At 41.3% G+C, this 26809-nt stretch carries 24 protein-coding genes; 7 read left to right on the top strand and 17 right to left on the bottom strand.

Going from position 1 to position 26809, the window contains the following annotated elements; genetic code table 11:
• The first annotated feature begins 640 nt into the window (after positions 1-640).
• Entirely contained in the window at positions 641-1693 is a 1053-nt protein-coding gene (locus tag F607_RS0108590) for a ParA family protein (protein ID WP_027707775.1), read from the top strand.
• A 279-nt stretch (positions 1694-1972) separates the two neighbouring features.
• Here F607_RS0108590 and hypE read toward each other — a convergent pair whose 3' ends face one another.
• From hypE to acsA, 11 genes are all read right to left on the bottom strand, one after another.
• Positions 1973-3004: a hydrogenase expression/formation protein HypE gene (gene hypE, locus F607_RS0108585; RefSeq protein ID WP_027707774.1), complete on the bottom strand. Its 1032-nt coding sequence runs from the start codon at positions 3002-3004 to the stop codon at positions 1973-1975.
• Positions 3005-3008: 4 nt separating this feature from the next.
• Positions 3009-4130 carry a hydrogenase formation protein HypD gene (hypD, locus tag F607_RS0108580; RefSeq protein ID WP_027707773.1) on the bottom strand — a complete coding sequence of 374 codons (1122 nt, stop codon included), beginning with the start codon at positions 4128-4130 and terminating at the stop codon, positions 3009-3011.
• Positions 4131-4141: 11 nt separating this feature from the next.
• Positions 4142-4399 (bottom strand): HypC/HybG/HupF family hydrogenase formation chaperone, encoded by a 258-nt coding sequence (locus tag F607_RS0108575; protein ID WP_027707772.1) that lies wholly within the window; start codon positions 4397-4399, stop codon positions 4142-4144.
• Complete coding sequence (hypF, locus tag F607_RS0108570) at positions 4390-6783, bottom strand: carbamoyltransferase HypF (protein WP_027707771.1); 2394 nt, start codon at positions 6781-6783, stop codon at positions 4390-4392. Before hypF ends, F607_RS0108575 begins: the two co-directional genes overlap by 10 nt.
• Before the next feature lie 60 nt (positions 6784-6843).
• Positions 6844-7035: a hypothetical protein gene (locus tag F607_RS28770; protein WP_133296078.1), complete on the bottom strand. Its 192-nt coding sequence runs from the start codon at positions 7033-7035 to the stop codon at positions 6844-6846.
• Between the two features lie 259 nt (positions 7036-7294).
• Complete coding sequence (locus F607_RS32675) at positions 7295-7777, bottom strand: hydrogenase maturation protease (protein WP_084611166.1); 483 nt, start codon at positions 7775-7777, stop codon at positions 7295-7297.
• A gap of 415 nt (positions 7778-8192) precedes the next feature.
• Positions 8193-8447 (bottom strand): acyl carrier protein, encoded by a 255-nt coding sequence (locus F607_RS0108550; protein ID WP_027707770.1) that lies wholly within the window; start codon positions 8445-8447, stop codon positions 8193-8195.
• Positions 8444-9709: a dihydrolipoamide acetyltransferase family protein gene (locus F607_RS0108545; RefSeq protein ID WP_027707769.1), complete on the bottom strand. Its 1266-nt coding sequence runs from the start codon at positions 9707-9709 to the stop codon at positions 8444-8446. Before F607_RS0108545 ends, F607_RS0108550 begins: the two co-directional genes overlap by 4 nt.
• Positions 9706-10698 carry an alpha-ketoacid dehydrogenase subunit beta gene (locus F607_RS0108540; protein ID WP_038290660.1) on the bottom strand — a complete coding sequence of 331 codons (993 nt, stop codon included), beginning with the start codon at positions 10696-10698 and terminating at the stop codon, positions 9706-9708. Before F607_RS0108540 ends, F607_RS0108545 begins: the two co-directional genes overlap by 4 nt.
• The gene (gene pdhA, locus F607_RS0108535) at positions 10698-11687 is read right to left on the bottom strand and encodes a pyruvate dehydrogenase (acetyl-transferring) E1 component subunit alpha (protein WP_038290659.1); all 990 of its coding nucleotides are present in this window, start codon (positions 11685-11687) and stop codon (positions 10698-10700) included. The genes F607_RS0108540 and pdhA overlap by 1 nt, the downstream gene beginning before the upstream one ends.
• Positions 11684-13477 (bottom strand): acetate--CoA ligase, encoded by a 1794-nt coding sequence (gene acsA / locus F607_RS0108530; RefSeq protein WP_027707766.1) that lies wholly within the window; start codon positions 13475-13477, stop codon positions 11684-11686. The genes pdhA and acsA overlap by 4 nt, the downstream gene beginning before the upstream one ends.
• A gap of 134 nt (positions 13478-13611) precedes the next feature.
• Between acsA and F607_RS0108525 the strand changes: the two genes are divergently transcribed.
• A complete protein-coding gene (locus F607_RS0108525) occupies positions 13612-14316 on the top strand; it encodes an SGNH/GDSL hydrolase family protein (RefSeq protein WP_027707765.1) in 705 nt (234 codons plus the stop codon).
• Between the two features lie 584 nt (positions 14317-14900).
• Positions 14901-15257 carry a hypothetical protein gene (locus tag F607_RS0108520; RefSeq protein ID WP_027707764.1) on the top strand — a complete coding sequence of 119 codons (357 nt, stop codon included), beginning with the start codon at positions 14901-14903 and terminating at the stop codon, positions 15255-15257.
• Between the two features lie 59 nt (positions 15258-15316).
• Here F607_RS0108520 and F607_RS0108515 read toward each other — a convergent pair whose 3' ends face one another.
• Both F607_RS0108515 and F607_RS0108510 read right to left on the bottom strand, forming a co-directional pair.
• Positions 15317-16288: a sensor domain-containing diguanylate cyclase gene (locus F607_RS0108515; protein WP_027707763.1), complete on the bottom strand. Its 972-nt coding sequence runs from the start codon at positions 16286-16288 to the stop codon at positions 15317-15319.
• Between the two features lie 8 nt (positions 16289-16296).
• Positions 16297-17301, bottom strand: a complete 1005-nt coding sequence (locus F607_RS0108510; protein WP_027707762.1) for a response regulator — start codon at positions 17299-17301, stop codon at positions 16297-16299.
• A 646-nt stretch (positions 17302-17947) separates the two neighbouring features.
• Between F607_RS0108510 and F607_RS0108505 the strand changes: the two genes are divergently transcribed.
• The 4 genes from F607_RS0108505 (at position 17948) to F607_RS0108490 (ending at position 21567) form a co-directional block, all read left to right on the top strand.
• Positions 17948-19516, top strand: coding sequence for an OprD family outer membrane porin (locus F607_RS0108505; protein ID WP_027707761.1), 1569 nt, complete (start codon positions 17948-17950; stop codon positions 19514-19516).
• A 162-nt stretch (positions 19517-19678) separates the two neighbouring features.
• Positions 19679-19945, top strand: a complete 267-nt coding sequence (locus tag F607_RS0108500) for a MoaD/ThiS family protein (RefSeq protein WP_027707760.1) — start codon at positions 19679-19681, stop codon at positions 19943-19945.
• Between the two features lie 4 nt (positions 19946-19949).
• A complete protein-coding gene (locus F607_RS28760; RefSeq protein ID WP_051311149.1) occupies positions 19950-20750 on the top strand; it encodes a HesA/MoeB/ThiF family protein in 801 nt (266 codons plus the stop codon).
• 196 nt (positions 20751-20946) lie between these two features.
• The gene (locus tag F607_RS0108490; RefSeq protein WP_038290656.1) at positions 20947-21567 is read left to right on the top strand and encodes a type II secretion system protein N; all 621 of its coding nucleotides are present in this window, start codon (positions 20947-20949) and stop codon (positions 21565-21567) included.
• A 29-nt stretch (positions 21568-21596) separates the two neighbouring features.
• On the opposite strand, the gene gspM is transcribed toward F607_RS0108490, so the two are convergent.
• The 4 genes from gspM to gspD are packed head-to-tail and all read right to left on the bottom strand — an operon-like array spanning position 21597 to position 26700.
• Positions 21597-22067: a type II secretion system protein GspM gene (gene gspM, locus F607_RS0108485; RefSeq protein WP_027707758.1), complete on the bottom strand. Its 471-nt coding sequence runs from the start codon at positions 22065-22067 to the stop codon at positions 21597-21599.
• Positions 22064-23203: a GspL/Epsl periplasmic domain-containing protein gene (locus F607_RS0108480; protein WP_027707757.1), complete on the bottom strand. Its 1140-nt coding sequence runs from the start codon at positions 23201-23203 to the stop codon at positions 22064-22066. The genes gspM and F607_RS0108480 overlap by 4 nt, the downstream gene beginning before the upstream one ends.
• A 6-nt stretch (positions 23204-23209) precedes the next feature.
• Entirely contained in the window at positions 23210-24757 is a 1548-nt protein-coding gene (gene gspE, locus F607_RS0108475; RefSeq protein ID WP_051311147.1) for a type II secretion system ATPase GspE, read from the bottom strand.
• Positions 24754-26700 (bottom strand): type II secretion system secretin GspD, encoded by a 1947-nt coding sequence (gene gspD / locus F607_RS28755; protein WP_051311145.1) that lies wholly within the window; start codon positions 26698-26700, stop codon positions 24754-24756. The genes gspE and gspD overlap by 4 nt, the downstream gene beginning before the upstream one ends.
• Between the last annotated feature and the right edge of the window lie 109 nt (positions 26701-26809).

Genomic DNA, 26809 nt, shown 5'->3' with positions numbered 1-26809 from the left:
TACCAACGGCTAAAACGTTTTTCACTCATACCGCTGTAACGGTTCATATTTCTATAGGTTGCCTTGCCTTGAAATACGATTAGTGTCGCCAACAATGCCGCTATAAATGTGCGTTGAGGCTTATTAACATTGGACATTGAGCGTAAAACCGTTTTTACTATGCTTTCCAAAGATAGATTCCTGTGACAATACGACTTTGATAACCGCATTCTCGCAGTTTCTATCTTTGGTACAACCTACCACTCTCAGCCAAAAACTGTCTACAGTATTGTAAGTTGATTGTTATTCTTATGTTGAGTGTGATCTAACAGTCTTAAAAGCTTTTTGGTTGAAACATTTGTGCAATATATTTAATTTGCCACAAAGTCTGATTAATACCTGTCGAACACGCTGTGAATCCCTCCTTGGAAGCTCGGCTGCCGCTTCCTTGCGGCAGACGGTTCACAGGTATTATCCAGACTTTGTCTAACCCCTGCATATTTGGAAGATACTACAAAAATGCGATGATTAGGTGTGTTGGTGTTGAACTGGTTGGTAAAAAATAGACTGTTTATTTTTGTAAATAAATATTAACAACTAAGCTTTCTAAAGCTGTATTAATCTTAGTAAAACAGATAGTTGTTTTACTCTGAGGTGCCTTATGAAAACTATTTCATTGTTTAACCATAAAGGGGGCGTAAGCAAAACAACCACGTGTTTTAATTTAGGATGGATGTTAGCCTCAAAAGGCCACAAAACATTAATAGTTGATGCCGATCCACAGTGTAATCTAACGGCCTTAGTGCTTGACTACAGGGATATTGAAGATAAAGAAATATATTATAAAAATAATTTTGGTTGTGATATTTACTCAGGAATAGAATCTATAATTAATGGGGAAATAAGGGCTGTAGAAGCTGCTAAACCTAGTATTACTCCAAATAATAGTTTAAGCCTGCTGTGCGGAAATATTCGTTTAGCAGAAGCTGAAACACAAATGAGCGTAGCTCTAAAAGCTAGCCAATCTATCCCTGCAATAAGGAATATACCAGGAAGTATCGGTGAACTAATAAAAAAAACAGCTAAGCAACATGATTATGAATATATTCTTATTGATATGAGTCCAAGCGTTGGGGCTCTAAATGAGTGCTTACTTATGGTAAGTGATTATTTCATAATACCTGCATCCCCTGATTTTTTCTGTGCTCAAGCTATAAAGTCATTGACAAGCGTTCTCCCTCAATGGAATGCAGATATTGAAAAGTTCAGAGATAGTACACTTCAATATGCATTTCCTAAAGAACCACCGAAATTTTTAGGATATATTGCACAAAGGTACAAACTTTATAGTAAAGCTCCTGCTAAGTCCTTTCAACGTTGGATCGATGAAATAGATGAGCTAGTATCAAATACTCTGGTTCCATCCCTCAGAAAGGTAAATATGACAATTGATGAGGCTTCTTTTAGGGATACTCTTCCTAATAATAACTTATACAACCTAACAAATATATCTGATTTCAACTCACTTATTGCGCAGTCTCAGAAACATAACGTACCGATATTCGCTTTGACTGATGATCAGATAGATCAACAAGGCAATGTTTTAAACACAATGAAAATCAACAGGGAAAACTTTAATACTTTATTTTCATCTCTAGCTGAATCAATCATAAATATAATTAAATTGAATCAAAAAATATCCATTTCAAAGTAAAAAGTATTAACTTTATATTACTTGCCTAGACCAGTGAAAATTAGCTGTACTATATCAATGTATGTTACGGATAAGACAAAAATTGGGTAATGCTCGTCGAACTGTTTGCCGCAAGGATGCGGTAATCAAGCCTCCAGGGAGGGATTCACGGTGTGTTCGACGAGCGTTATCCAGTTTTTGGCCAAAAGGTGATTTAAAAACACCACAAATAGCTTTAAGTCCATGAAACGTAAAAAAACACAGCAGTATACCGTTACTCTAGAATATTAAGGGTATTTTTTAGCAAATTCTTGGTAGTTGAAGCCCGTAAGGTACGTTAACTATTCTTCTGGCACCATACCGGGTTTTTAAATGTAAGTGGTTAATTGAAAATGCTGTAACTTCACCAACGATTTGTGCATGTTGGCCTAAGGGATGTTGCTGCATTAACTGTAAAACAGTTTCAGCGTGTTGATGGTCTACAACAAATACTGCAAGTCCTTCATTGGCTAAAAACAAAGGATCAAGGCCAAGTAGCTCACAAATTCCTCGGGTTTGAGACCGGACAGGTAAGGCAACTTCGTCTAATTCAATAGTGATATTTGAAGCTTGAGCAATCTCAGAAAGCACACCTCCGATCCCTCCTCTCGTAACATCGCGAATACAGCGAATATCATGAGTATGTTGCAATAATAACTGATTAATCAGAGGGTATAAGGCAGCACAATCACTTTGTAAGTCTGAATGTAAGCCCAGGTTATCTCGTGCCAGCATAACAGTAGCACCATGATCACCAATAAAACCACTCACTAAGATTTTATCTCCTGGCCGAGCATTTGCTGCGCTTAATTGAATGGACTGAGGTATAACGCCAACACCTGTAGTATTAATGAATAATTTATCAGCCATCCCTCGTTCAACGACTTTAGTATCACCGGTAATAATGGAGACACCCTGCTCTTTAGCTGTTTTTGCCATTGAATATACAATTTCTTCAAGTAAAGTTAGTGATAACCCTTCTTCAATAATAAAGCCTGCACTTAAATAGAGGGGTTGAGCACCACCAACAGCTAAGTCATTTAGCGTGCCACATACTGCTAATTTGCCAATATCTCCTCCAGGAAAAAACAAGGGGGAAACGACATAGCTATCAGTGGTGAATGCCAAACGATCACCTTTAGCATGTAGTTCGGCAAGAGGTATTCGCGCTTGGTCTTCTTTTTGCCTTAATGGTTTATCGTTAAATGCTTTAAGAAAAAGTTTATCGATAAGTTGCTGCATGACCTCACCACCAGCACCATGAGCAAGAGTAATGATTTGGTCATTGCTCATGATACTACCCCTGTTTTGCCTTTGTAGATGAGGAATAAAAAGCAGCACAAGCGCCTTCCGAAGATACCATAAGACCACTCTGGGGGTGGTGGGGAGTACATTTATTACCAAACCAAGGACAGTGCTGAGGTTTGAGTGATCCTGTTAAGACTTTTTTACAGTAGGTTGGATCTGACTCTTGCTTTGTGCAATATTTTTTTTCTAAAAGCAAAGTTGCATCGAGTGACCGGTATTGCGGGCGAATGCTAAGCCCTGATATTGGTACTAAGCCTAAACCTCGCCATTTTGCATCTACTCCAGAAATAAAAACTTCATTGATAGCCTGCTGAGCAGGTTGATTGCCGGTTGCGGATACAACATGAGAATAAGCATTTTGAACAGCATATTTCTGCGTTGAAAATTGTTGAACTAATTTGTACAGAGCATGCAGTATATCTACTGGTTCAAAGCCAGCTATAACCAGTGGTTTATGGTATTTTTGGACAATGGGTTTATAGGCTTGTACGCCAATCACCATACTGACATGCCCTGGTCCTAGAAAACCATCCAGCTGGATTTCCTGTTGCTTAAGTAGTGTCATCAGCACAGGTATAAGACAAATGTGGTGACATAATACTCGAAAATTGCTGATACCCTGTTGCAAAGCCATTTGGAGAGTACATGCTGTACTGGGAATTGTGGTATCAAAGCCAATAGCAAAGAAGACAATTGTTTTATTAGGATAACTTTTAGCAAGTTTAAGCGCATCTAAAGGTGAATAAATGGTGTTAATTTGAGCTCCTTTTGCTTTGGCATCGAGTAAGCTGTGCTGACTTCCAGGTACCCGCAATGGGTCTCCAAAGCTAACCAGAATATGATTGCTATATTCCGCTAACGCCACCGCTTGATCAATGGCATGTGTGGGTAACACGCATACTGGGCATCCTGGCCCGTGAATTAGCTCGATAGACGACGGGAGTAGTTGATTAAGCCCAGTATTCACAATGGCATGAGTATGCCCGCCACATACTTCCATGATCTGTAAAGGGCGCCCTAAACGTTCTGCTACAGGCGCTGCTTTTGCTTGGATACATTTAATGAGTCGATTAACACGGTGAGGGTCACGAAAGTTCATTGCCTGTTTCATAACAACCCCCCTTAATCGTTATTTGCATCAATACCATCAAGGGATGCTATAAGTGCTAGGGTATCCAGTGCTTCTTGTTGGTCAATAATTGCCATTGCAAATCCAACATGTAGAAGCACCCATTCTCCTATTAAATTATTAATAGATTTGCCTTGTAATGACAATAATGAAACACAGGCTTCTCTGCGGACACCACCGGTTTCAACTAGGGCTGTGCCATTCTCTTTATCAAGAATGGAGATAACTTTTGCTGGAATACCTAAGCACATAAATGTCCATTGTTTTTAATTTCAGTTTGGGCTAGAGCTACAGCAATTTGCCCTAGCGCTATACCACTATCATTACAGGGTATTTGTTGTGAGGTATAAACAGTAAACCCCTCAGATTCAAGCTTGTTCTGTAGTGTCGAGAGTAAAAAAGCATTTTGAAAGACGCCACCACTTAGTGCAATAGTATGAAATAGTTTTCCCTGCTGCTGAAGTGAGATTATTGTTTGAAAAACACCCTCTACAAAGCTGTTGAGGAATATAAATGCTAACTTAGCTTTCTTTTCTTTATTATTTAGCTGCTCTATTAAGCAATACCAAAGTGGAGAGGAATCTAATAATAAGCGTTTGTGCTGCGGGATAATTTTAAAAAGCTCAGTAGGTGTCGCCTGACCTTTATAGTACGAAGCAAGCGCTTCCAGCTGCATGGCTGCTTCACCTTCAAAGGTCTGTTCATAGGGCGCAATATTTAATAATGCCGCAACAGCATCAAATAGCCGCCCTACTGAGCTGGATAAAGGGAATCGATGTGAGAATTTTAATAGTGTATCTATTTCTTCCTGAGCAATGTTTTGAGTAGTTAAAATGTTTTTAGCTTTCTGTAAACAGTCACTTTGAGCTAATAACGCAATTAAGTTGCGCCATGGTTGTTTGTTGGCTTTATCGCCGCCTAACAGTGGAAAAGGCTTTAGGTTGGCGACACGCTGAACGGAAGCGTAATCCCCCAGTAAAAATTCACCACCCCAAAATGTGCCATCATCACCAAAGCCTAGTCCATCAAAAATAATGCCTAACACAGGTTGATCGGGTAAAACCTGATTTTCAAAGAGACAGGAGGCAAAGTGAGCATGGTGGTGTTGAACCTGGATAATAGGCGTTTGATATTTTTCTGCGATTTTTCTTCCGAAATGACTGGAATAATAGTCGGGATGAGAGTCAACAACGACAGCTTGAAGGCTGTTTTCTGGTAATTTTAATAAAGTTTGCATCTCTTCAAGGTTTTGTTGCATGGCCTGTAAACAGGCTGAGTTTGCAAGGTCACCTTGATATGATGACAGAAAAACGTTGGCTCCTATCGTTATACCAACGCAGTTTTTTAAGTCTGCGCCTAGGGCTAGTAAGTATTTTTCTTTTAATAAACCATGGTCAAGCTGATCAGGTATTGGTAGTGAATCAGGCACAAAGCCTCGTGCACGACGCATCAGCCGAGGTTTATTATTGATAATGTTGATCACTGAGTCGTCACATCGATGGTTAATGTTTCGATCGTGGAGTAGCCATCCATCCGCAAAAGGTTTTAACTGTTGTAATGCGAGATTATTGGTTATACATATAGGTTCCCCTGGAGGATTGGCTGATGTCATAACCAATGGTTTTTTGATCAAATCAAGCAATAGCCAGTGTAAGGGAGAATAGGCAAGCATGACACCAAGAAGATGTTGTCTTGGGGCAATCTCAGCAGGTAATGCTTGAGTTAAGTATGTTTTTGAGAGGAGTACTATCGGAGCCGGTTTACTTTCGAGCAGCTTCAGACATTGCTGCATAACATTTGATGTGCAGGAAAAGTAAGAATGTATGTGTTGTCTATCTTTAAACATAATTGCGAGTGGCTTGCTGGGGCGTTGTTTGCGTGTGCGCAACAGTCTTATCGTTGACTCATTAGTTGCGTCGCACACTAAATGAAAGCCGCCAATACCTTTTATAGCAATAATTTTTCCTTGGATTAATTGCTTAACACATATTTTCAATGAATCCAATATTGTACGATGGGTCTTACCTTCTTCTCTTTGCTTGATGTTTTGTTGAAACCAAATAGCTGGTCCACAGGTTGAACAGCAAATTGGTTCCGCATGAAATCGTCGACTTAATGGGTTGTTATACTCAGCCTGGCAGTCAACACACATGGGAAACGCTGCCATAGAGGTATGTGTTCGGTCATAGGGTATATCATGAATTATGGTATAGCGTGGACCACACTGAGTGCAATTAATCAGCGGGTACTGGTATCGACGATCAGTTGGATTTATTAACTCTTGAATGCAGGCTGGGCAAATAGCTAAATCAGGCGGAAAAGAGAGCGTACATTCTTCCCCCTCAGACAAGCTGGGTAATATCGAAAAGCCATTAGGTTGTACTAAAAATTGATAGGGCTCTCGCGTTATACTTTCAATAAAGCCTGGACGAGGACACTGCTGAATAAGCCGCTGAGAAAAATGTTCAACCAGTGAAAAATCAGCATTAAGTTTTATTTCTACACTGACAGCGGTATTTTGGACGCTCCCACATAACCCAAGTGATGTCGCTAAACGAAAAACAAACGGACGAAAGCCAATACCTTGTACTCTGCCTTTAACATCCAGTTGAAAACCATTAAGTTTTGATGTCACAACGTATGTGATTTACCTTTCACTGTGGGTGGACTGTAGGTTTGTTATTTTCTTATGGTATTAGTGCTGTTTGCGCCATTGCCAAACCATGAGTGTGATTAACCCAAATAATAAAATAAAGATCAAACCATGCTCTGGCTCCACTAAGTAATGTAACCATGCATTTAAATCAAAAAGACCATGATTGGGGTGACCAAGGGCAGGAAAGGATAAAATACATAATACACTTAAAATAATTACTTTAATATTCACAGTAGCAATCCTTGCATATTTTTTCATGAGTATGTTGACAACTTTCCTAATGGATACCTCTAATAGGTTGATCATACGATACATGTAGCTTATTAGTATTATATTTATTGTTAATTTTCCCAAAGGCTGCATAACGCTCGCCGTACATGCCGTGAACCCTTCCCTGGAGGCTTGATTGCCTCGTCCTAGCGGCAAACAGTCCGGCGAGCATTATCCAGCCTTTGTCTTGTTAGATTGTACATCGAAGTATCGTTATTATTTACTTACATATCATTTTATACAATTTCGCGCAAATGGTGGGCAGTCTATGGGAGACCGCTTCACTGAGCTGGTGGTTATATGCATTAAAATTACAACCTGCAATCGTCACTATATCAATACAAGGTGTTGGTGCGTCCGATAGGGTCAACAGCTCAAGCAATGAGGTGACATTACCACCATGTTCAAATGCTCGATTATTTACTTGGGTTTCTGAAAACAGGTGGGGATCGATATTAAGATAACACGTTAATTGCCCTGCTTGTGATGGGTTATTCACTGCATCGATCATAATGACTTTATGGCAGTGAAAAAAACAAGGAATTAGCGTTATTCCTCCTGTTCCACCATCGATTAACTCAATATGAGGTGGCCATGTATACTGATGTTGCAACCGGTTAAAAATATGAAAACCAATACCGTCATCGCCATGAAGAGGATTCCCCAAACAAATAATCCGAACTATCTTTTCTTTAGTCAGCACTTGATGTTGTGTCTAAAAAAGTCTTTGTTTAAATCCAACTTTGCCCAAGGTCTGTATAACTCCCATCCTTTATCTTATACCCTTCACGAATGATTTCTAGGTTTTGTTATCTTCACTCCTCACTCCAATCACCTATTAATACAGGCTCATGGGTAATATAGGCTCATGGGGCTTCGTCACTCGATGGCCGTACCTAAAAACCATTCGTATTGGGTATATGTCCTACAATATTATAAATCTTAGTGTCTATTTAACCGTGACTGGATGATTGCAGAAAGTGAGTTTGCAGCGTTTGAATTTGTTTGTGAAACAGGCGCAGGGAGCGCCGCTAGCAGTAAAGACCAGGGATGGTCTTCTGCTGCGAGAAGAACACACTAATTCATATGCTACATTAATACTGTGTATCCACCATGAACTATAAACTGGATTGTCGTTCACTGAGATAACTTACCATGGTATTTAATGTGGTGATTTTATTGTAATCCATTTCAGGAATATTGATATTCAACTGCTTGGCAATAGACTCCAAGAGTCGTAAGAAATCCATGGAGTCTAAATCAAGCTCATCGCGCATATCTTCATCTGGGTCTAAATCATCAGTATCACTATCGGGTGCAATGGCTTTAATTCGTTCCAAAAGAAAATGTGTTAATGCTGCTTTATCTTTCATACTAGTTGCTCCGGCTTTTGCAATAGTTTATTAATTTTATTTAATAAGCGTGCGCCATCATGTCCATCAGTAACTCGATGATCAGCAGCAAGGCTGATACTGACAATAGTCACCGGTTTAATATGCTGGCCTTCGACCCAGGCGACTTCACGGACACGGCCGATGCCAAGCAATGCCACCTGGGGTGGAAAAATTACGCCTAAAATAGAATCACTTCCTCGGTCACCTAGGTTAGAAATCGTGATGGTGGCATCTTGCATTTCAGACATTTTTAAGTGCCCTTCTCTGGCCCGAATAACCTGGTCCTTTAATTTATCCATCATAGACACAGGTGACAGTGCCTCTGCATTATGAATAGCTGCCACCATCAATCCACCTTGACGCAGGTTAATTGCATTACCTAAATGCACCTGTTCAGCAGGCTGAAACTGGTTATTTTGATAAAAGCCATTAAAAGCAGGAAACTTCTGTAGTGCTTTTGCAATGGCGCAATATATTAAAGCATTAATAAGTATGCGGCTTTCAGGTTGCCGGTCTTCATTGTACTTTTTTAACCACTGTAAGGCATGGGTTAAAGAAATGTCATGGCTTAAATAATAATGAGGAATTTCACGCTTGGATTGGCTAACCACTGCAGCAATTGCTTGACGCATTTTTAGTGTATTAACGTCTTGCTCGATGCTGCGAGGTGCTGCTGTGGGTGTAGTGACGTTTAATTGCTGTTGATCAGCTTGAATGTAACGCTCAAGATCTGCCAATACTATTGCACCATTGGGTCCCGAACCTGCTGGTAATGCACCCCAGTTAATACCCTGCAGCTCAGCTTGATAACGTGCAGCTGGAGAGATTAAGGGGGAAGTCTGATGTCCCTGATTTGCAGATAAAGCAAGGTCTGGCTGACTCGCAATGGTTGCTGTTGTCTCTGGTGGTGGTGAACTGATATGAGCCGCTTGATCAGTTTGTAATGGGGTGGCTGACTTCTCGACAAGTGGTGCCTTTACTGGTGGCGCTTCTACTGCAACATCACCTAGTCGCCTTAATGTTGCAATAGGTTCACCAACAGGCACTTCACTACCAGGCTCAATAAGTAGCTGCTCAATAACACCATCATCAAAAACTTCCATATCGATTAAGCCCTTCATGGTCTCAATCGTGGCAATGATTTCGCCTTTATGTACGGTATCACCAGGTTTTACATTCCACTCTGTTAGTTTGCCCTGCTCCATATCTGCACCGAAGGAAGGCATAGTGATGGTTTTCATCGATACATGATCTGCTTTGCTGTTGTCACAATCTGTTCAACCTGTGGGGTGGCGGCTTCTTCTAGGTGCTTTGGATAAGGTATAGGTACTTCCTGACTACAAACACGTTGCGGAGGAGCATCTAGCGTCCAAAAACAGTGTTCTGCTACCAGTGCACATATTTCTCCGGCAAGGCTACCTGTTCGCCATCCCTCATCAACCACGAGCAACCTATGGGTTTTGTTAACTGACGCAAATAGTGTTTCAGTATCAAGTGGCCGTAAACAGCGCAGATCGATGACTTCGGCATTTATTTGTTGCTCAGCCAGAGCGTGAGCAGCCTCTAGTGCTTTAAGCAAAGAACCGCCATAACTGACCAGGGTGATATCTGGGCCTTGTTTGCGCACCACAGCTTGGGCCATTGCCGGGCAGTCAGTGGGGTTGGGCACAGGTGCTTTGTGGTTATACAGCATGACATGTTCAAACAGCATGACGGGATCAGGGTCGGCTAAAGCCATCGCCAGCATATAACGAGCATCTGCTACGGTGGCTGGTGCGATCACTTTGATGCCTGGCACATGGGCATACCAGTTTTCCAAACTATGGGAATGCTGTGCCGCCAGCTGCTTGCCAGCCCCTGTAGCCATCCGAATGACTATGGGTACACTAATCTGTCCTCCTGACATATGCCGGAGAGTGGCGGCATTATTGACAATTTGATCGAGTGCTAGCAGGCTAAAATTAACGGTCATCACTTCCACAATAGGTCGCATACCGCCCATGGCTGCTCCGATACCTGCCCCAACAAACCCTGACTCGGATAATGGTGTATCAATGATTCGTGACTCACCAAACTCCTGCAATAGCCCTTTGGACACGGCATAACAGCCCCCATAGTGACCGACATCCTCACCCATCAGGAACACGTTTGCGTCATGAAGCATTGCTTCACGAATCGCTTCGCGCATGGCTTCCCGATAAGTTAACTGTTCTTGCACCGTATTATGCATCAGGCTGACTCCTGATAGACATCACGACATAGTGCACTGTTTGGCTCAAGCTCAGATTGCTCTGCAAATGTGACTGCCTCTTCGATTTCTTGCTGAACCTCTTTTTCAATCTGCTGCCACTCGGTTTGGTCTAACTTGCCATTTTGCTCCAGCCACTGTTTCAGTTGGACAATAGGTCCTTTTTGTTGCCAGCTTGAAACTTCATCAGGCGAACGATAGAGCTGAGTATCGAACATCGAGTGACCACGAAAACGATAGGTATGACACTCAATTAAATGGGGACCTTCTCCCTGGCGGATGGCGGAACAGCATTTTTGTGCGGCGGCTTCAACATCAACTACATTCATACCATCCACCTCAACGGCGGCTAAACCATAGCCTTGGGCTTTTTTAAAAATATGTTGCTCTGATTCTGAGATGGAAAGCGCTGTTCCCATGGCATACATGTTATTTTCACAGACAAATAACACTGGCAATGACCATAGCTTGGCAAGGTTCAGGCTTTCGTGAAACTCACCTTCAGCAGCAGCACCCTCGCCAAAAAAGCATACTGTCACACGGTTACGATTTTGCATTTTATCTGCCAGTGCCAATCCCACAGCCATTGGTAATGCGCCTGCAACAATAGCATTGCCCCCATAAAAACGTTTGCTGGCATCAAAAATATGCATTGAGCCACCCCGGCCTCGGCTACTTCCCGTCATTTTGCCAAACATTTCTGCCATGACAGCATTCATACTCAGCCCTTTAGCCAGTGCATGTCCATGCTCTCGGTAAGTGGCAACCACTGCGTCCTCATCTTGCAGTACTTTCATCACCCCAACAGCGACAGCTTCTTCGCCAATATAAAGGTGCAAAAAACCACGTATTTTCTCCTGCATATACAACTCAGCACACTTTTCTTCAAAGCGGCGAATACGCACCATTTGTTTTAATAAAAAGTGCAGATGTGTTTTATTGATGTGGGGCTTAGTGTTAGCCGTGGTCATGCTTTATCCCCTGAATTTTGCATATTTTGCTGAGGATGCTCATCACTTTCCAGGGTCGAAATATCACCTTCAGGTAAGCCAAGTGTACGTGCTTTAAGTAACCGACGCATGATTTTGCCACTACGGGTTTTAGGTAAATTGTCTTTGATATGGATTGCTCTGGGGGCCACTGCAGAGCCTAGCTTTTTTCGGGCATGGGCCATCAAGGCTGTAGTCAACTCGTCATTTGCATTGAAGCCGGGTTTTAGTGCGACAAAGGCAACCACTACCTCCCCCGCTACCTCGTCAGGAATGCCAATAACGCCGGCTTCGGCGACAGCTGGGTGTTCCACCAAAACGCTTTCCACTTCAAAGGGACCAATTAAGTGGCCCGCGGATTTAATCAGGTCTTTACTGCGGCCCACAAACCAGAAGTAGCCATCATGATCTTCGTAGGCTAAGTCACCGCTCAGATACCAGTCAGCGTTAAAGCATTTTTGGTAACGCTCTGCTTCATGTAAATAATCACGAAACATCGAAGGCCAGCCAGGTTTAAGGGCCAGCTCGCCAATTTCACCATGCTGTTTCACTTCAGTGAGCTGTCCTTGTTCATTTATGCTGACAATGGCTGCATGAATACCTGGTAATGGGCGGCCCATTGAGCCTGGCTTCACAGGTTCAGCAGCAAAATTAGCTAGCATGATGCCGCCGGTTTCTGTTTGCCACCAGTTGTCGTGAAAGGGTTTACCAAAAACCCGTTGGCTCCAGGTCACCGCTTCAGGATTGAGTGGCTCACCCACGCTGGCTAGAAATCGCAAGGCACTGAGGTTGTACTGTTGAATCAGTGCTTCGCCTACTTTCATCAACATTCTTATTGCTGTAGGCGCGGTATACCAGACATTGACTTTTTCCTGCTCCAGAATTTGATACCAGCGCTCAGGGTCAAACTCTGCTTCATCGACAATTAATGTCACCCGGTTACACAGTGGTGCAATAATGCCGTAGCTGGTACCGGTTACCCAGCCGGGGTCCGCGGTACACCAATAGCGATCCCCTGGATGTAAGTCCAGGGCATAAAATCCTGAGTGCTTATGATGCACAACGGCGTTATGGACATGAACAGCACCTTTGGGCTTACCTGTTGTACCACTGGTGAAGTGTAATAATGCAGGTGTTTCCTCAGACGTTTCGCAGACTGTAAACTGATCATCCGCCTGGGGGAGTTGGCTATCAAGATCGATGCAACCTTCAGGGCATTGCCCCTCACAGTCATAAAGCAGTACATGTTTTAAGGTGCTCAGTTGTTTTTGCCAAGCAGCAACTTTCTTTTTATAAAGCTTCAAGCTACTGACCAGGATACTGGCATCACCAATGGTCATTCGAGACTGAATGGGTTCAGGACCAAAAGCAGAAAACAGAGGACAAAAAACACCACCCATTTTTAGCGTGCCTAAAATAGCAGCATAAAGTTGTGGAGTTCGCCCAGCTAAACTAAAAATACGATCACCTTGTTTAACCCCTAACTTTACCAGCAAGTTAGCAAAGCGATTACTCACAGCTTTTAAGTCAGTGTATGTATACGTTTGACGATCACCTTTTTTGCCAAGCCAAATGAGAGCATGCTGTTCACCGTGGCCTTCTTCAACATGTCGGTCAACCGCCTCAAAGGCAATGTTAATGCCTTTGCCATACCCTTTGATATTGGCTCGTGCCTGAGTCCAGCTAAATGACTGATAGCAGCGATGGTAGTCAGTTAGATTGGGTGTAAGACTGAACTTTTTCAGGTCCTTGTGAATAATTGGAACGTCCATAGATACCCTTTATTTATGGCCCATCCTTAATACCGTATTGCAGAGCCATTTATAGACTTATCTTGATTCATTATCCTAAATCTGACACTTTACAAGATGTTTACCGTCTTATTTTTTTAAGGCTCAATAAGGATATGAAACATCACATCGTTACCCTAGGCTTAGCGCCATTTTTGGTTGCTCAAGGCTTATATGTAAGGCAAAAAACACCTCGCTTACCTGAACCGGTAGGTCCACGGCAAGGTAAACAGGGAACAGGGCCTGCATTAAAATTGCTCATACTCGGTGATTCTTCTGCTGCGGGGGTGGGTGCACCTTCTCAACAACTGGCGCTATCAGGACAACTCGTTGAAATACTCAGTGCGTCGTATAATGTTTCATGGATGCTTGAGGCTAAAACAGGCTATACAGCAAAAGATTTGATTGACCTATTATACGATATGCCACAGAGTCCGTTTGATATTGTAATCGTTGTGGTGGGCGTTAATGATGTGATTAAAGGTACCAGCCAAACACAATGGCAGAAGCAATTGGACCAGCTTATTCAACTATCAATAGAAAAGTTTGGTTCACCTAGACTATTTTTTTCTGGTTTACCACCTATGCATTTATTTTCAGCACTACCCTTCCCATTAAAGTGGTATTTGGGAAAACGTGCACGTTACTTAGACGATATATTATCTAAGCATCTTTATCATTATTCGAATTGCCAGTTTTTGCCTATAAATATGCCCTTTGAGCCAGCTTATCTCGCTACAGATGGTTTTCACCCGAGTCCTAATGCATATACAGTTTGGGCTGAGGCTCTTGCTATAGAAATTGTAAAAGAAGCTCTTTAAACATAGCTTCATACAGTGCTCCAGGCACATGTTTCACAAATTAATTCAGGCATGGCAACCCACTTTTTACTACAGCTATACCTCAATTATTTTTGAGGTATACACTCGTTGTACCTTGATTTAGGCAAATATACCCTTCACGAATGATTTCTAGGGTTTGTTATCTTCACTCCTCACCCCAATCACCTATTAATATAGGCTCATGGGGCTTCGTCACTCGATGGCCGCACCCTTGTGCCCTTGGGGTATAAAAACCATTCGTATTGGGTATAAATATCTTGTTTTGGTATATTAGCTGAAACTACATGGCTTACATTTATTCAACGAAAGTACTAAAATATTTCTTTTGAATTATAAGCTGTGGGAGGTTTTTTATATAGGGAAAGTTAGCCGAATTATTCAGCACAAAATTGTATCCTTTATAGTGTTAAACACTAAATTTGATTGATGATTGCATAGATTATACTGATAAGGGTATGCGCCTAATACGCAACAAAATTAACTAGTATAAAAATTAATCAATAAATTTATGCGTCACGTCTTTTATAAAAACGGATTTTCGTTAAGACTAAAGGGTGACCGCAATGAAAAAAGTATCAATTCTTTCCTCAATTTTATTGTCAGCTATAGTGAGCCTACCAGTATCGGCAGAATGTACTCGGGATGCATGGAAAATGGGCTGGACTGGCGCCAAGGTGACATGTGGTGAACTCGTTAATGGTTGGGTGGGAATGCGAGCTATGCGCCCACGTTCCTGCTCATTTCAGGATGTTGTTGACTGTAAACGAGCGATGGCAAGCTATCTTGATGAAACCCATGAAGGCTACGTTTGTAAAGGGTTAATTGATCAAAAAGCACCAATCTATGATGATAATGGAGACTATATTGGTACCGCTGATCGACTATGGATTCAAACCCAAAAACATATTTGTAATATGTAAGCTTTTCTTTTAATTGTTAATAGAGCCTCACATTGGTGGGGCTTTGTGTTTCTATAAAGTTATTTTGTGCTTGTTTTGTATATAGTGGACTGGTTTCGTCCATTCTGTTTGGATTGATAAAGTGCTTGGTCTGCTCTCTCTAGCCAGTCTTTATAATCCTTAATTTCTGGTTCTATTTGAGAAATACCTAGGCTGATAGTGACACTTATGTCTCGTCCTTCATGGGTTACTATAGTCTTTTCAATAGACCGTCTGAGCCGCTCAGTAAAGTAGAGGGCACTCGGAGAGTCAGTGTTGACTAAAATAACAGAAAATTCTTCACCTCCATAGCGACCGCCAACATCTGAAGTACGTAAATTCTCTGTCAGCTTTGTCGCAACAGTACTTATCACAGCATCTCCAGCGGGATGGCCGTAAGTGTCATTAACCTTTTTAAAATGATCAATATCAAACATGACGAGACAGCTGGCCTGATGGGTGCGCACAAATCGAAAAAACTCTCGCTGCAGACAATCCTCCCAATAGCCACGGTTAAATAACTTGGTTAGGCGATCGGTACGGCTTAACTCTTCAAGCTGGTGATTTGCTTTTTCCAACCCGCTTTTATTAATAGCCATGTCAGTAACATCATAAATGATAAGACATATGTGGTTTACTTCACCATTGGCAGACACCAAAGGACTCACTGTAATATTTTGATACATAAAGGGTTCAGTACCTGTTATGGGGCGGTAGTTACGAAAGCGAAACAGGTAAGGACGTTGTTCCCAGGTCGTAAAGGTTTTATTTTTTAACAGAAATACCGGTTCTGTTTTATTTCTGAACCACTTTTCATGGATTTCTTCAAAAAGCGAAAAGAGAACTTGGCCTTTTACTTTAAGAGGGCCCATTCCACTGTGGTTTTCCATAAAACTATTCCATACTTGGACTCGATATTCATGGTCCAGTACGACGAGTCCTACTTCAATATCTTGAAGCATTCCCATCATCCAATGGAGTTCTTTGAATCCTAGTAAGCTGTGGTCAACCATGTAGCCCCTTACTCCAATAAATATGCGATTTTTTGTCTAAGTGATGTAAGCGAGTCTTCAGTAAATAAAAGCAATAGGTCACAATTAATATTGTAGTTTTCGATTGAGTAGCAGATTTCAATGGTTAAGGTTTGTTTCCAATAACATTCTCCTTGCTTTATTAACTCTCCTTCTTTGACATGTTGTCCTAACACAATGGGGTGCCCTTGACTAAAATTGACATCCAGTTGTTCACTAAATCCTTTTACACATGCGCCAATCAGGATACTGGCCACATCCATAATTAACTCTAACTCCATTTTTTCATCTCGTTCGCCCTGATATTTTGTCAGCTTAGCCATATCCTCAAAGCTGGAGTCGTAAAATAGCAGTAACGCTTCACCCGCTATTCCTGAACCAATAAAACCCTGGCACACCGCAGAAAAAGTATCAGTATCCGCTGAAGATTGCAGTGCCATCGTAAGTTCAGAAACTTCCAGCGTGTTGACTTTAGGGATAGGCATAACCACAAAAACATGCAGTAGTCGAGCAAGTAAATCGGCAGCGCGTCCCATTGCAACATTGGCAATTTCTCGATAACAATCCATTTCATTTATCTGGCCTGGTTGCGTTGAAGCCGCTTCTGTTACTTTGGATTCCTGATTCTCAGCGAGCAATCCATACTGCGTTAATAAGTGCTCAATATCTTCAGCAGAAACGGGCTTTTTAATAAATTCTAGTGCTCCAAGATCCATGACCCGCTTTCTCGCATCAGGTTGAATATCACCTGAAACGACGATTGTGATAACGGTAATCTTCTGCTCTTGAATTTGCTGTAACACACCATAACCATCAAGTTCAGGCATATTTAAATCAAGAAAAAGGATATTGATGGAGCCTTCCTGTAAAATGGTCATGGCTTCTTTGCCATGTTTGGCAAACTGAATATCAGCATCCCATTTTTCTGGCAGAGCACGGGCCATTTGTTTCCTTGCAACACTGGAATCATCACAAATTAATACTTGATGAGTCATTGGTTAACCATTACAACTGATGTTTTTGTTACAGTATAGCTGCAAGCATTTAAGTAAGCTGGACAATTTATGTTATTCGGGGAGGGAGTTGAGTCGTAGAACGGATGAGAATTTGTATTCTTATTGAAGAAAGCACCATTAACTTAAGAGGTAGTGGTTTGCTTTTTCTGGGGCAAAAGGAAATGATGCAAATCCAATTTTTGCTATACCCAATCAGGCCAAGCCACTATCTACCCTGCCTTTGGGTTACATCAACAGTATAGAGAGAAGTAGTTAGCAGTTATGTGATTCTTTTAGAATGAGTATGAAAAGCTACGACACTAATTGTGACCTATATGCTGTATATTTTATCTATATCTTTTAAAATACGCCGCGCAACAGTAAGTACTACACCTCAATCATACCTATAAAAATCAAATTAATTCGCCTGTTTTTAGTTAGTATTGAAATTACTGCTAATTATATTTTTGGCGAATATGAAATTGCATTAAATAAAAGAAGAGAATGTATAGTGAGCTTTTTAGACTCAGCTATATCCTTTAAACCCTGCGTTTTGGATATATAAGCTCAATTTTTGGTGAATAACTACAGACAAAATAATCATGTAGTTAGTATCATGGCCTGTTATGGACGGCAGTTGTAAACAATGTGGAACTTTCTTAAACGCTGGATTTTAAATAGCCATTTATCGACTACATTGGCTTTGCTTTTTTCCTTTAATGTCTATGGATTGAGCTTTGATTCTCAATCGGCGACCAATTCACATTTTAATAGTGATCAAAAGCAAAACTCTTTTGATATTAGTTATGATAATCATTTTTTATCCAAAAACACTTCACAACGAAGTGAAATTTTTGACCTTGATGAGTGGGTGCATGGTTTAAAAATAGATTTTCAATCACGTTATTATTTAAATTTTATTGGAGTAGATGTATCTCTTGGTAGTGCGACCTATATCAACAATGGTATAGCCCAGGGTGGGAATAATAGCAATGGTTCAGGGAGCAATAATGTGGGGGTTGGTCAAAATCAGCAGCCAGGAACGGTTGAGGGAACCGGGGGGGAGCAAACATTTAATTATGTGAATGCAAGTTATGAAAGCCTGACAGGCGCATTAGGTGATGAAATTAAAACATGTAGTGCTAACCCAACTATAGGTTGTCAAAACATAGTGAATTCCACCAGTCAAGAGCGCGTTGACTACCTCCGTCAACCACAATTGGGTAACTCTTCTGTCAATGAAGTCTCTGCGGTAACCCAGGCTTACACGAAAATGCGTTTTGGCTCTGAGCAGCAACCATTTAATCTTCGTTTTGGCTTACAAAGTCTACATTTAGAAACGTTTTCTACTTCTGGGTCTTATGTGCTGCCTAGCTCGGTATTTGGTACGTTAATAAGTACTAACCTGTCTGGTGCTGATGTGTATTATGGGCGTTTTAATCAATATCATCAGCGAGGCTCAAGTCAGTTTATTCAGCCATTTACCAGCTACTCACAAGAACAGAGAGTGAAATACATTGATGTATTAGGCACCCAGTATACTTTTGAAAATGGCTTGGTAGGCCAATTTGAGATGGGGCGTGCAGGTAATCAGCTAAAAAAATACTTTGCCAAGCTTTATTACCTGATGGATGTAGCTGAAGGCATTTCATTGTCTCTTGATGGTCGGATCGGGTTAGCACAGGGTAAACAAGCCTATGGTTATTATGACTGGCTTTCCCCTCTCAATCAGTTTTTCTATGTCCAGCATGAAGATTACAAAAGTCGTTATTACAATGTCACTGCCGCATTACATACACAAAATAGCAAGCTCTACTTTGGCGTGAATAAAACTGAGTTAGCTGATTGGGGAAGTGGTTATTTTTATGATGACCAAAGTGCATTTAACTCCACATTAGCTTTGTATAAAAATTATAACCATAAAAATGAGTTAGCCTGGGTCATTGGCTTAGACTATGACTTTTCAGGTATAAAGCTACCAGGTCTTAATCTGGGAATTCATTATGCTCGAGGGAAGCGACCGGGTGAAGATATTGTCCTCGAACTGGATGAAAAAAATACTGAACAGGAAGTGGGTGGTTATATTGCTTATACCCTTCAGTCTGGCCTGCTTGAGGGCTTAACGTTAGGATGGCATTTTGCTCGGTGGCAGGGCTTTGAAAATAATGAAGAAAGTAGTCGTTTTCTTTTGACGTATAATTTGGCTGATTTTTAGGCAGTTTGAGTGAGTCAAGACTTAAACTTGCGATTGATAAAAGATTTGCCTAGCATATAGATCCGTCACATGCCGTATATACCCTTCGCGAATTCTGTTGCCAGAGATGAGTGAAGGGTTAACGATTATTGGCTTTAAGGATCACATGGATAGGTGTATAACATGAAGTTAACGGTCTTTTTGCAAGGTCAGCTCCGTCATCTCATTGGTAAAGATGAAGTTGTTTTGTCACTTCCAACCCCTTCTCTCTCAGTGGCATTACATATGCTTTGTGAGCTTCCATTTGGCAGTCGCTTATTAGCGCAAGACGGCTCAATTTCTCCTAGCATCCTTTTTTTTCTTGGCGATCAGCAAATATGTGCAACTGATGATGTATCGTTCAAGCATGGAGATACGCTTACCCTGCTTTCTCCTATTTCTGGGGGGTAATGCCATGCAGCAAGAAAAGATTGACTTGTCTGATCAGACCAAAACATTGCCTGAATTGACGCCAGAAGAACATGCGATCTATGAATGGCAGATGTGGACGCCGGGTTTTGGTGAGTTAGGGCAACAAAAGTTAAAGTCCACGTCAGTACTGATTTCTCGAGTGGGAGGACTAGGCTCGATAGTTGCTTACCAGCTTGCTGCTGCAGGCATAGGTAAGTTAGTGCTGGCCCATGGTGGCCAAATTAAACCCTCCGACCTTAACCGACAGATTTTGATGACCTATCAAGGACTAGGCCAATCCAGGGTTGATTCGGCTAAAGAGCGGTTATTGCAGTTAAATCCCCGGCTTGATATTCAAGCATTTGATGAAAATATTAGCCCGGAAAACTGTGAGAGCATAATGGCCGAAGCAGACTTAGTCATTGATTGTGCTCCGCTATTTGCTGAGCGGTTTGCCATGAATGATGGTGCGCTTACTAAACGCATTCCGCTGATTGAATGTGCAATGTATGAGCTTGAGGCACAATTGACCACCATTATTCCAGGGAAAACGCCGTGTTTGCGCTGTATTTACCCTGAAACACCACCCTTGTGGAAACGGGAGTTTCCTGTTTTTGGTGCGGTTTCTGGGACGGTAGGTTGTTTGGCGGCTATGGAGGCCATAAAGCTTATTAGTGGACTAGGCACTCTACTCACTAACACACTGCTTACCATCGACTTACGAACCATGACAACGCGTAAGCTGCAGCTTAAACGAAGTCAACAGTGTCAATGTCAAGTGCTCACCAGCGCTCCACTTAGGTAGATTTTTATATAGTAGAATTACGCATATAAGGTGTCTTTTTATATTTCAAACTTATTGGTAATGGCTGGTGACTAACTTCACAAACAAGTTAATTACGCATTTGAGGTTGCAGCATAACACCGTATAGTGAGCGCCAATCATTTATGACGGGATATGTCATATTAATAAGACGCTTAGAGGTCGATGGATCATGTTAATGTCATCAAAAAAGCTTAAAACTATAGACTATATTACTGCTTTGACAGTACTTTCCCTTGCCCTCACCTTTGCTTATTCTTCTATGTCAGTTAACTCTTTACAGTCATCAGCATTAAGCTTTAATTTAGCTTTGGATACTGTATCTCATCAGGATACGGCCGTTCAACCATTAGCTTCCATCAATGCTGAAATACCAACCGATTTATTTGGCGTAATCACCCAAGAGAAAAAAATAAGTACACCCAAAATAGAGCCTAAAGAGACTAAGCTTGCGCTTACATTAGAAGCAGTGTTTCATTCCTCGAAAGAGGCAGATTCTGTTGCTGTTGTTAAAGTGAATAAAAATGAAGAAAAGCTGGTTAAAGTGGGAGACGAATTACAAGCAGGTATAATTGTCAAAAATATTAATAAAAATCAAATCGTTTTTTCCCATAAAGGAATCCTGGAACGCTTAGCTATGGCAGATTATGATCATGGAAGCCATGCTGGTTCAATGGTCGCTTACCAGTCTACAACAAATGCAAAGAGAACAGCACAAGCGTCATTAAACCTTGCAGGTAAAATGACTCAAGAAGAAAAAATACGAGCGCGTTTGCTTAATCTTCGTTCTAGCCTTTAGTCTACAGTTAAACGCTTATTAAACAGGCCCTAATAAAGCACCACGCGAATATTCACCTTACCACTTTGCTGACGGTCAACAGAAAGGCTTTTAATAACTAGCATATCTTGCTGTGTTAACTGCTGAAGCCAGCTCATACTTGCATTAAAAGGGACATTATTGAACCACACAGTGAGTTGCTCTTCAGCAGGTTCAACTCGTTGAATCGTTAATTTTAATGCCTCTGCTCGTTTGATTATCTGTTGGCGTTTTTGGGTAAGACTTACCAAATGTTGCGTTGTTTTTTGTTGTTGACTGATTTTTACTAATTGTTGTTTGTGCTGTAAAACATAATGTGCATTTTCTTGCCATGACTGCCACTCTTTATTTGCTGAGTCTACAGCATTAAATGAAGGTAGAATGATGTAGTCAATTAAAATATAAAGAAAAATAAAAAAGCCTAGAAACCTTAAGGCATTTTTTTCCTGTAGTGAGAGTCCACTCCAGTACGCTTTAATCATAGCACCATACTCATGTACACAATGGCTTTAACGCCTTCATTTTGCTGGTTTGCGGACTTGAGCTCTATAGACATATTTTGTTGCTTACTGGCTTGCTCGATAAACTGATCAATAGTTTTAATCGTACTTGCTTGTAGCACCACATTGATTCCACGGTCTTCATGAAAATTAAGTGACTGTAATGAAACACTGGTTTTAGGTAATTGTGTTATTGAATGTTGAATGTGCTTTAACAAGACAAATAACGGCTGCTTTTTGGGACTTCTGCGATTTATGAGTCGTTCTAGCTGTAACTTAGGCTCGGTAAACTCAATGTCGGGAAAAAGCTTGCGAGAAAATTGTATGGTTTCATCTTGTAGAGCGATTGTTTTTTGCTTAATTTGATATGCCTGCCAGTAATTAAAGCCAGTGATCGCCAATAAAACAATGAGTGAAGCCACCAGTGATGTGCGAAACTGTCTTATCAATGAAGGTGTTACAGTGCCTTCACCGGAAAATGGTTTTACTAAGTCTGATCGATGTTTAGCATACATATCCAGCAGTTGTTGGAAGTACTCATTATCGTCCAAAGCAACAGGCACAGTATTTTCTAATTCAGCAAATAAACCTAGGAGTTGTTTGTCTTTGGGTAAACAAGTAAACCCTTTACTGCAGTTTATAATATAGTGGTTGTTTAGCTGGATTAGCTGCCACCCTAAAAGACAGGTAAAGGGTGATTCTGGCAGTACTGTGCAATTTGGTAACGGCACTAAGGATAGCAGTTGTTCAAGACAGGATTTTTCTATTGCACAAATACATAAATAGGTTTTATCGGCGCTGTAGTATATAGAAAAAACATAGTGTTCAAGGGTGCCACATAGTTTTTCCTCAATTAAAAATGGTGCTGCTTGAATATTGTGCTTTATGTTTTTTGAGGGAGGCTCACTAAACCAAACAATGGTATGGGGGAGAGGAAAAAAAATAATTACTTCCTTTAAGGTAGCTAAGGTTACATTCTCACTTAGTTCGCTCAATAAGCATTGGTTATACTGTATTTTCTTATCATGCCGATCATCAATAGCATAGAAAACCGGTTGTTCAATGAGTTCATTGAAAGGTTTAGGCTGTAAGGGAAAACGAATATAAAGCTTGCTCATGATTCGTTAACGATCCTGAGTTACTCGCATAACTTCTTCAAGTGTCGTAATTCCCTGCCTCACCTTACCTAAACCATCATCTCTAATCGATAAACTATGCTGATGAGCATAGGCTTGCATGTCTTGTTCTGCGGCCTGTTCGTAAATCATTTTTTGCAATACGTGATCTACCATAATAATTTCATAAATGGCAAGGCGCCCACGAAAACCTGACATATTACACTGATCACAGCCTACTGGAATGTAAAGAGCAAAGGATACATCAGTATCTGCAAGTCCGAATTGTTCACGGGCCAAAGGCGATGCAGGTTGTTGTTGCTTGCACTGATCACATAAGCGCCTCACTAGCCGTTGCGCAATTAAACCAATTAAACTGGTCGCTAATAAAAATGCTTCAATGCCCATATCACGCAATCGCGCGATAGCTCCAATGGCTGTGTTGGTATGTAAAGTAGATAAGACTAAATGACCTGTTAAGCTGGCTTGGACAGCAATATGGGCCGTTTCACCATCACGAATTTCTCCAACCATAACTACATCAGGGTCTTGTCTTAAAATTGAGCGTAACCCTCGTGCAAACGTCATATCTGTTTTGGGGTTCACCTGGGTTTGGCCAACACCTTCAAGATAATACTCAATAGGGTCTTCTACGGTTAAGATTGTCCGACTTTCTGTGTTTAAAGTGCTAAGTGCGGAATAAAGTGTGGTGGTTTTGCCTGAACCTGTTGGCCCTGTTACCAGAATAATGCCATGTGGCGCGTGGAGTAATTTACTAAAGTCCTGAAATGGCTGTTGCTCCAAGCCAAGGTTGTTGATATCCAGTCGACCAGCTTGTTTATCCAGCAAGCGGAGGACAATACGCTCATTAGCAGTTGCTGGTAATGTTGAAACCCGGATATCTACTTCACGACCGGCAATTTTGAGGGAAATTCGGCCATCTTGCGGAATGCGCTTTTCAGCAATATCGAGCTTGGCCATAACTTTAATACGTGAAATCAGCAAGGGGGCCAGCTGTCGTTTAGGTTCAAGAACTTTACGCATTACTCCATCAACCCGAAAACGGATAACAACACGTTTTTCAAAGGTTTCAATATGAATATCGGAGGCTTGCTCATGGATAGCTTGCGATAGTACCGCATTAATTAAACGAATAATCGGGGCATCATCCTGTTGCTCTAAAAGATCTTCACTTTCTGGCACTTGATCCGCCAGCTGCGCCAAATCCACATCATCTCCCAACTCTTCCATGGCCTCACGGCTTTCTGCGGGACCTTGGTATAGCTTACTTAGTAATGCAGTAAAGTTTGCTTCTGAAACCTGGGCATACCCTAAAGCTTGCGTATTGGGCTGCGGGTCGTGTCTTAACTCATTAATAGCAATACGTAGTAGTTCACTATGCACCGCAGGACATAAAAATGCTTTGTACGTACACAACAGTGGCGCCGCTTCAGCCTGCTGAATAAGCAATACACCATGCCGTTTAGCGTAACTGTAGGGTACGACAGGATCTTGAACGTAACCTGACAGTGCTGCTGGGTCAATTTCATGGATCATGGTTTATTATTCGACTTAGTAGAGGCGTTATTGGAACTCCTATAAGCATTACCAAACCGTGATGCTTCAAAGCGTTTAAATACCTCATCCAAACGCTGTTGGAATGGTTGATTATTTGATTTTAGGTTCTGATAGCGAGTCTGTGTGATGTGTTTAACTTGTTTCTTGTTTTGAATAATCGTCGGGCGAAGAAATACCATTAAATTACGTTTTGATTGTTTAGTGCGTTCGCTTTTAAATAAATAGCCAATCACCGGTAAATCCCCTAAAAAAGGGACTTTGACTTCATCCTCCTCCTGCTCGTCACTGATTAAGCCTCCAATAACGAGCACAGTGCCACTTTCGACTAAGACACGGGTTTTGATAGAACGCTGGTTAGTAATAATATCTGATGCTTGGGTGGAATCCGTGACACTGGATATTTCTTGGAAAACTTCAAGAGTGACGGCATCACCTTCATTTATTTGTGGTGTAATTTCCAATTGGATACCGACATCTTTACGCTCAATGGTTTGGAATGGGTTGGATGTACTGGATGACTCGCTGGTGGATCGTCCTGTTACAAAAGGAACGTTCTGCCCTACTGTGATTTTAGCTGTTTCATTATCCAGGGTTGATACGGTTGGGGTTGATAAAATATTCACGGCATCATCACTTTGCAGTGCACGAACCAGAGCGCGCAGTGAACCATTATGGTAGATACCCAATGACAGCCCTGAACCCAGGCTCACAGGATCACCTGGAAAAACATCTAATGATTCAATATTGTTGAGTGGGTTGCGAGTTCCACCAAATACACCCTCATTATTTAATGCACCAGGTGATGTATTCCACTGAATACCCAGCTCATGACTGGTTTCTTCTCCAACCTCTACGATCAGTGCTTCAACCATTACTTGAGCACGTCGAATATCAAGCTTACGTACCACACTCTTGAATTTTGCCATCAAGGGTGGTGGCGCAGTGATAACTAATGCGTTGGTACTGTCATTGGCTTGAATGGATATTTCCGCACGCTCAATACCAATATCTTTTTGTTCTTTTTTAAAACCTCCGGCCAGGTTTTGTAGTATAGGTGCCACCTCTGAAGCTTTAAGATAATAAAGATAGACGACTTCAGTATCACCACTGCCTGTTTGTGGCTTATCAAGTAAGGCGATAACATTTTTTAGTTGTTGTTTTTTTACCTGTTCACCGACAAGTAAAATACTGTTGGTTCTGTCATCTGCAGCAAAGCTAACCCCTAGTGCTTGGGAGGTATTTGCACCTCCACCTTTAGGTACCAGGTTAGTTAAAATGCCCACAATAGCCTTGGCTTCAGCGTGTTTCAATGTAATTATTTCAACATCTAGCCCCCCTTGTTGATCAATATGTTGGATAATTTTGAGTAGTTGATCAATGTTGGCTATACGGTCTGATAAAATTAAAGCATTACTTTCCGGGTATGCGACTAACAAGCCTGACTGGGGAATAAAGGGTTTTAATAAACTGGCAAGCTTATCAGCAGCGATATTTTTTGGTTTGAGTACACGTACTACCATTTGATCGTGTTGAGGAGATAACGGTGATTGGTCGATCATGGGCAGAGCTGAGTGCTTAGCCTGAGTATCAGGAATAATTTTGATGACCTGGCCAGTGGTAACGGCAGTAAAATTGTGTACTTGTAGGACAGATAGAAAAACTTGATAGGCTTCTTCTGGCGTTAAAGCCTCATGAGAAATAACATTGATTTTGCCTTTTACGCGTGGATCAATCACAAAGTTTTTAGCTGTGCGTTCAGCAATCCACTTAATAAACGTACGTATATCAGTGTCCTGCATATTGATAGTGACCGCTTCACTACTGACTTCAGTGTCAGTGTTAGCAGTAACCCCGACTAAAGGGTTTATCACAAAAAATGCACAAACTAATCCGCAAAAAAACTTCAAAGTACACAACTTCATAGAACTACATACCCTTTACCAGTAACATGCAGCACTTCATTTTGTCAGGGTATTGCCTGGATAAGCCATTGATTTCAGGTTAGCAATAAGGTTCTGGTATAGCCAATTA

It is taken from the genome of Zooshikella ganghwensis DSM 15267, from assembly GCF_000428585.1.
Classification (GTDB): domain Bacteria; phylum Pseudomonadota; class Gammaproteobacteria; order Pseudomonadales; family Zooshikellaceae; genus Zooshikella; species Zooshikella ganghwensis.
This window is presented reverse-complemented; position numbering and strand designations above follow the sequence as displayed.

Coding starts and splice junctions, on each gene's coding strand:
- F607_RS0108590 (WP_027707775.1), top strand. CDS start 641: ATGAAAACTATTTCATTGTTTAACCATAAAGGGGGCGTAAGCAAAACA.
- hypE (WP_027707774.1), bottom strand. CDS start 3,004: ATGAGCAATGACCAAATCATTACTCTTGCTCATGGTGCTGGTGGTGAG.
- hypD (WP_027707773.1), bottom strand. CDS start 4,130: ATGAAACAGGCAATGAACTTTCGTGACCCTCACCGTGTTAATCGACTC.
- F607_RS0108575 (WP_027707772.1), bottom strand. CDS start 4,399: ATGTGCTTAGGTATTCCAGCAAAAGTTATCTCCATTCTTGATAAAGAG.
- F607_RS0108550 (WP_027707770.1), bottom strand. CDS start 8,447: ATGAAAGATAAAGCAGCATTAACACATTTTCTTTTGGAACGAATTAAA.
- F607_RS0108545 (WP_027707769.1), bottom strand. CDS start 9,709: ATGAAAACCATCACTATGCCTTCCTTCGGTGCAGATATGGAGCAGGGC.
- F607_RS0108540 (WP_038290660.1), bottom strand. CDS start 10,698: ATGCATAATACGGTGCAAGAACAGTTAACTTATCGGGAAGCCATGCGC.
- pdhA (WP_038290659.1), bottom strand. CDS start 11,687: ATGACCACGGCTAACACTAAGCCCCACATCAATAAAACACATCTGCAC.
- acsA (WP_027707766.1), bottom strand. CDS start 13,477: ATGGACGTTCCAATTATTCACAAGGACCTGAAAAAGTTCAGTCTTACA.
- F607_RS0108525 (WP_027707765.1), top strand. CDS start 13,612: ATGAAACATCACATCGTTACCCTAGGCTTAGCGCCATTTTTGGTTGCT.
- F607_RS0108520 (WP_027707764.1), top strand. CDS start 14,901: ATGAAAAAAGTATCAATTCTTTCCTCAATTTTATTGTCAGCTATAGTG.
- F607_RS0108515 (WP_027707763.1), bottom strand. CDS start 16,288: ATGGTTGACCACAGCTTACTAGGATTCAAAGAACTCCATTGGATGATG.
- F607_RS0108510 (WP_027707762.1), bottom strand. CDS start 17,301: ATGACTCATCAAGTATTAATTTGTGATGATTCCAGTGTTGCAAGGAAA.
- F607_RS0108505 (WP_027707761.1), top strand. CDS start 17,948: ATGTGGAACTTTCTTAAACGCTGGATTTTAAATAGCCATTTATCGACT.
- F607_RS0108500 (WP_027707760.1), top strand. CDS start 19,679: ATGAAGTTAACGGTCTTTTTGCAAGGTCAGCTCCGTCATCTCATTGGT.
- F607_RS28760 (WP_051311149.1), top strand. CDS start 19,950: ATGCAGCAAGAAAAGATTGACTTGTCTGATCAGACCAAAACATTGCCT.
- F607_RS0108490 (WP_038290656.1), top strand. CDS start 20,947: ATGTCATCAAAAAAGCTTAAAACTATAGACTATATTACTGCTTTGACA.
- gspM (WP_027707758.1), bottom strand. CDS start 22,067: ATGATTAAAGCGTACTGGAGTGGACTCTCACTACAGGAAAAAAATGCC.
- F607_RS0108480 (WP_027707757.1), bottom strand. CDS start 23,203: ATGAGCAAGCTTTATATTCGTTTTCCCTTACAGCCTAAACCTTTCAAT.
- gspE (WP_051311147.1), bottom strand. CDS start 24,757: ATGATCCATGAAATTGACCCAGCAGCACTGTCAGGTTACGTTCAAGAT.
- gspD (WP_051311145.1), bottom strand. CDS start 26,700: ATGAAGTTGTGTACTTTGAAGTTTTTTTGCGGATTAGTTTGTGCATTT.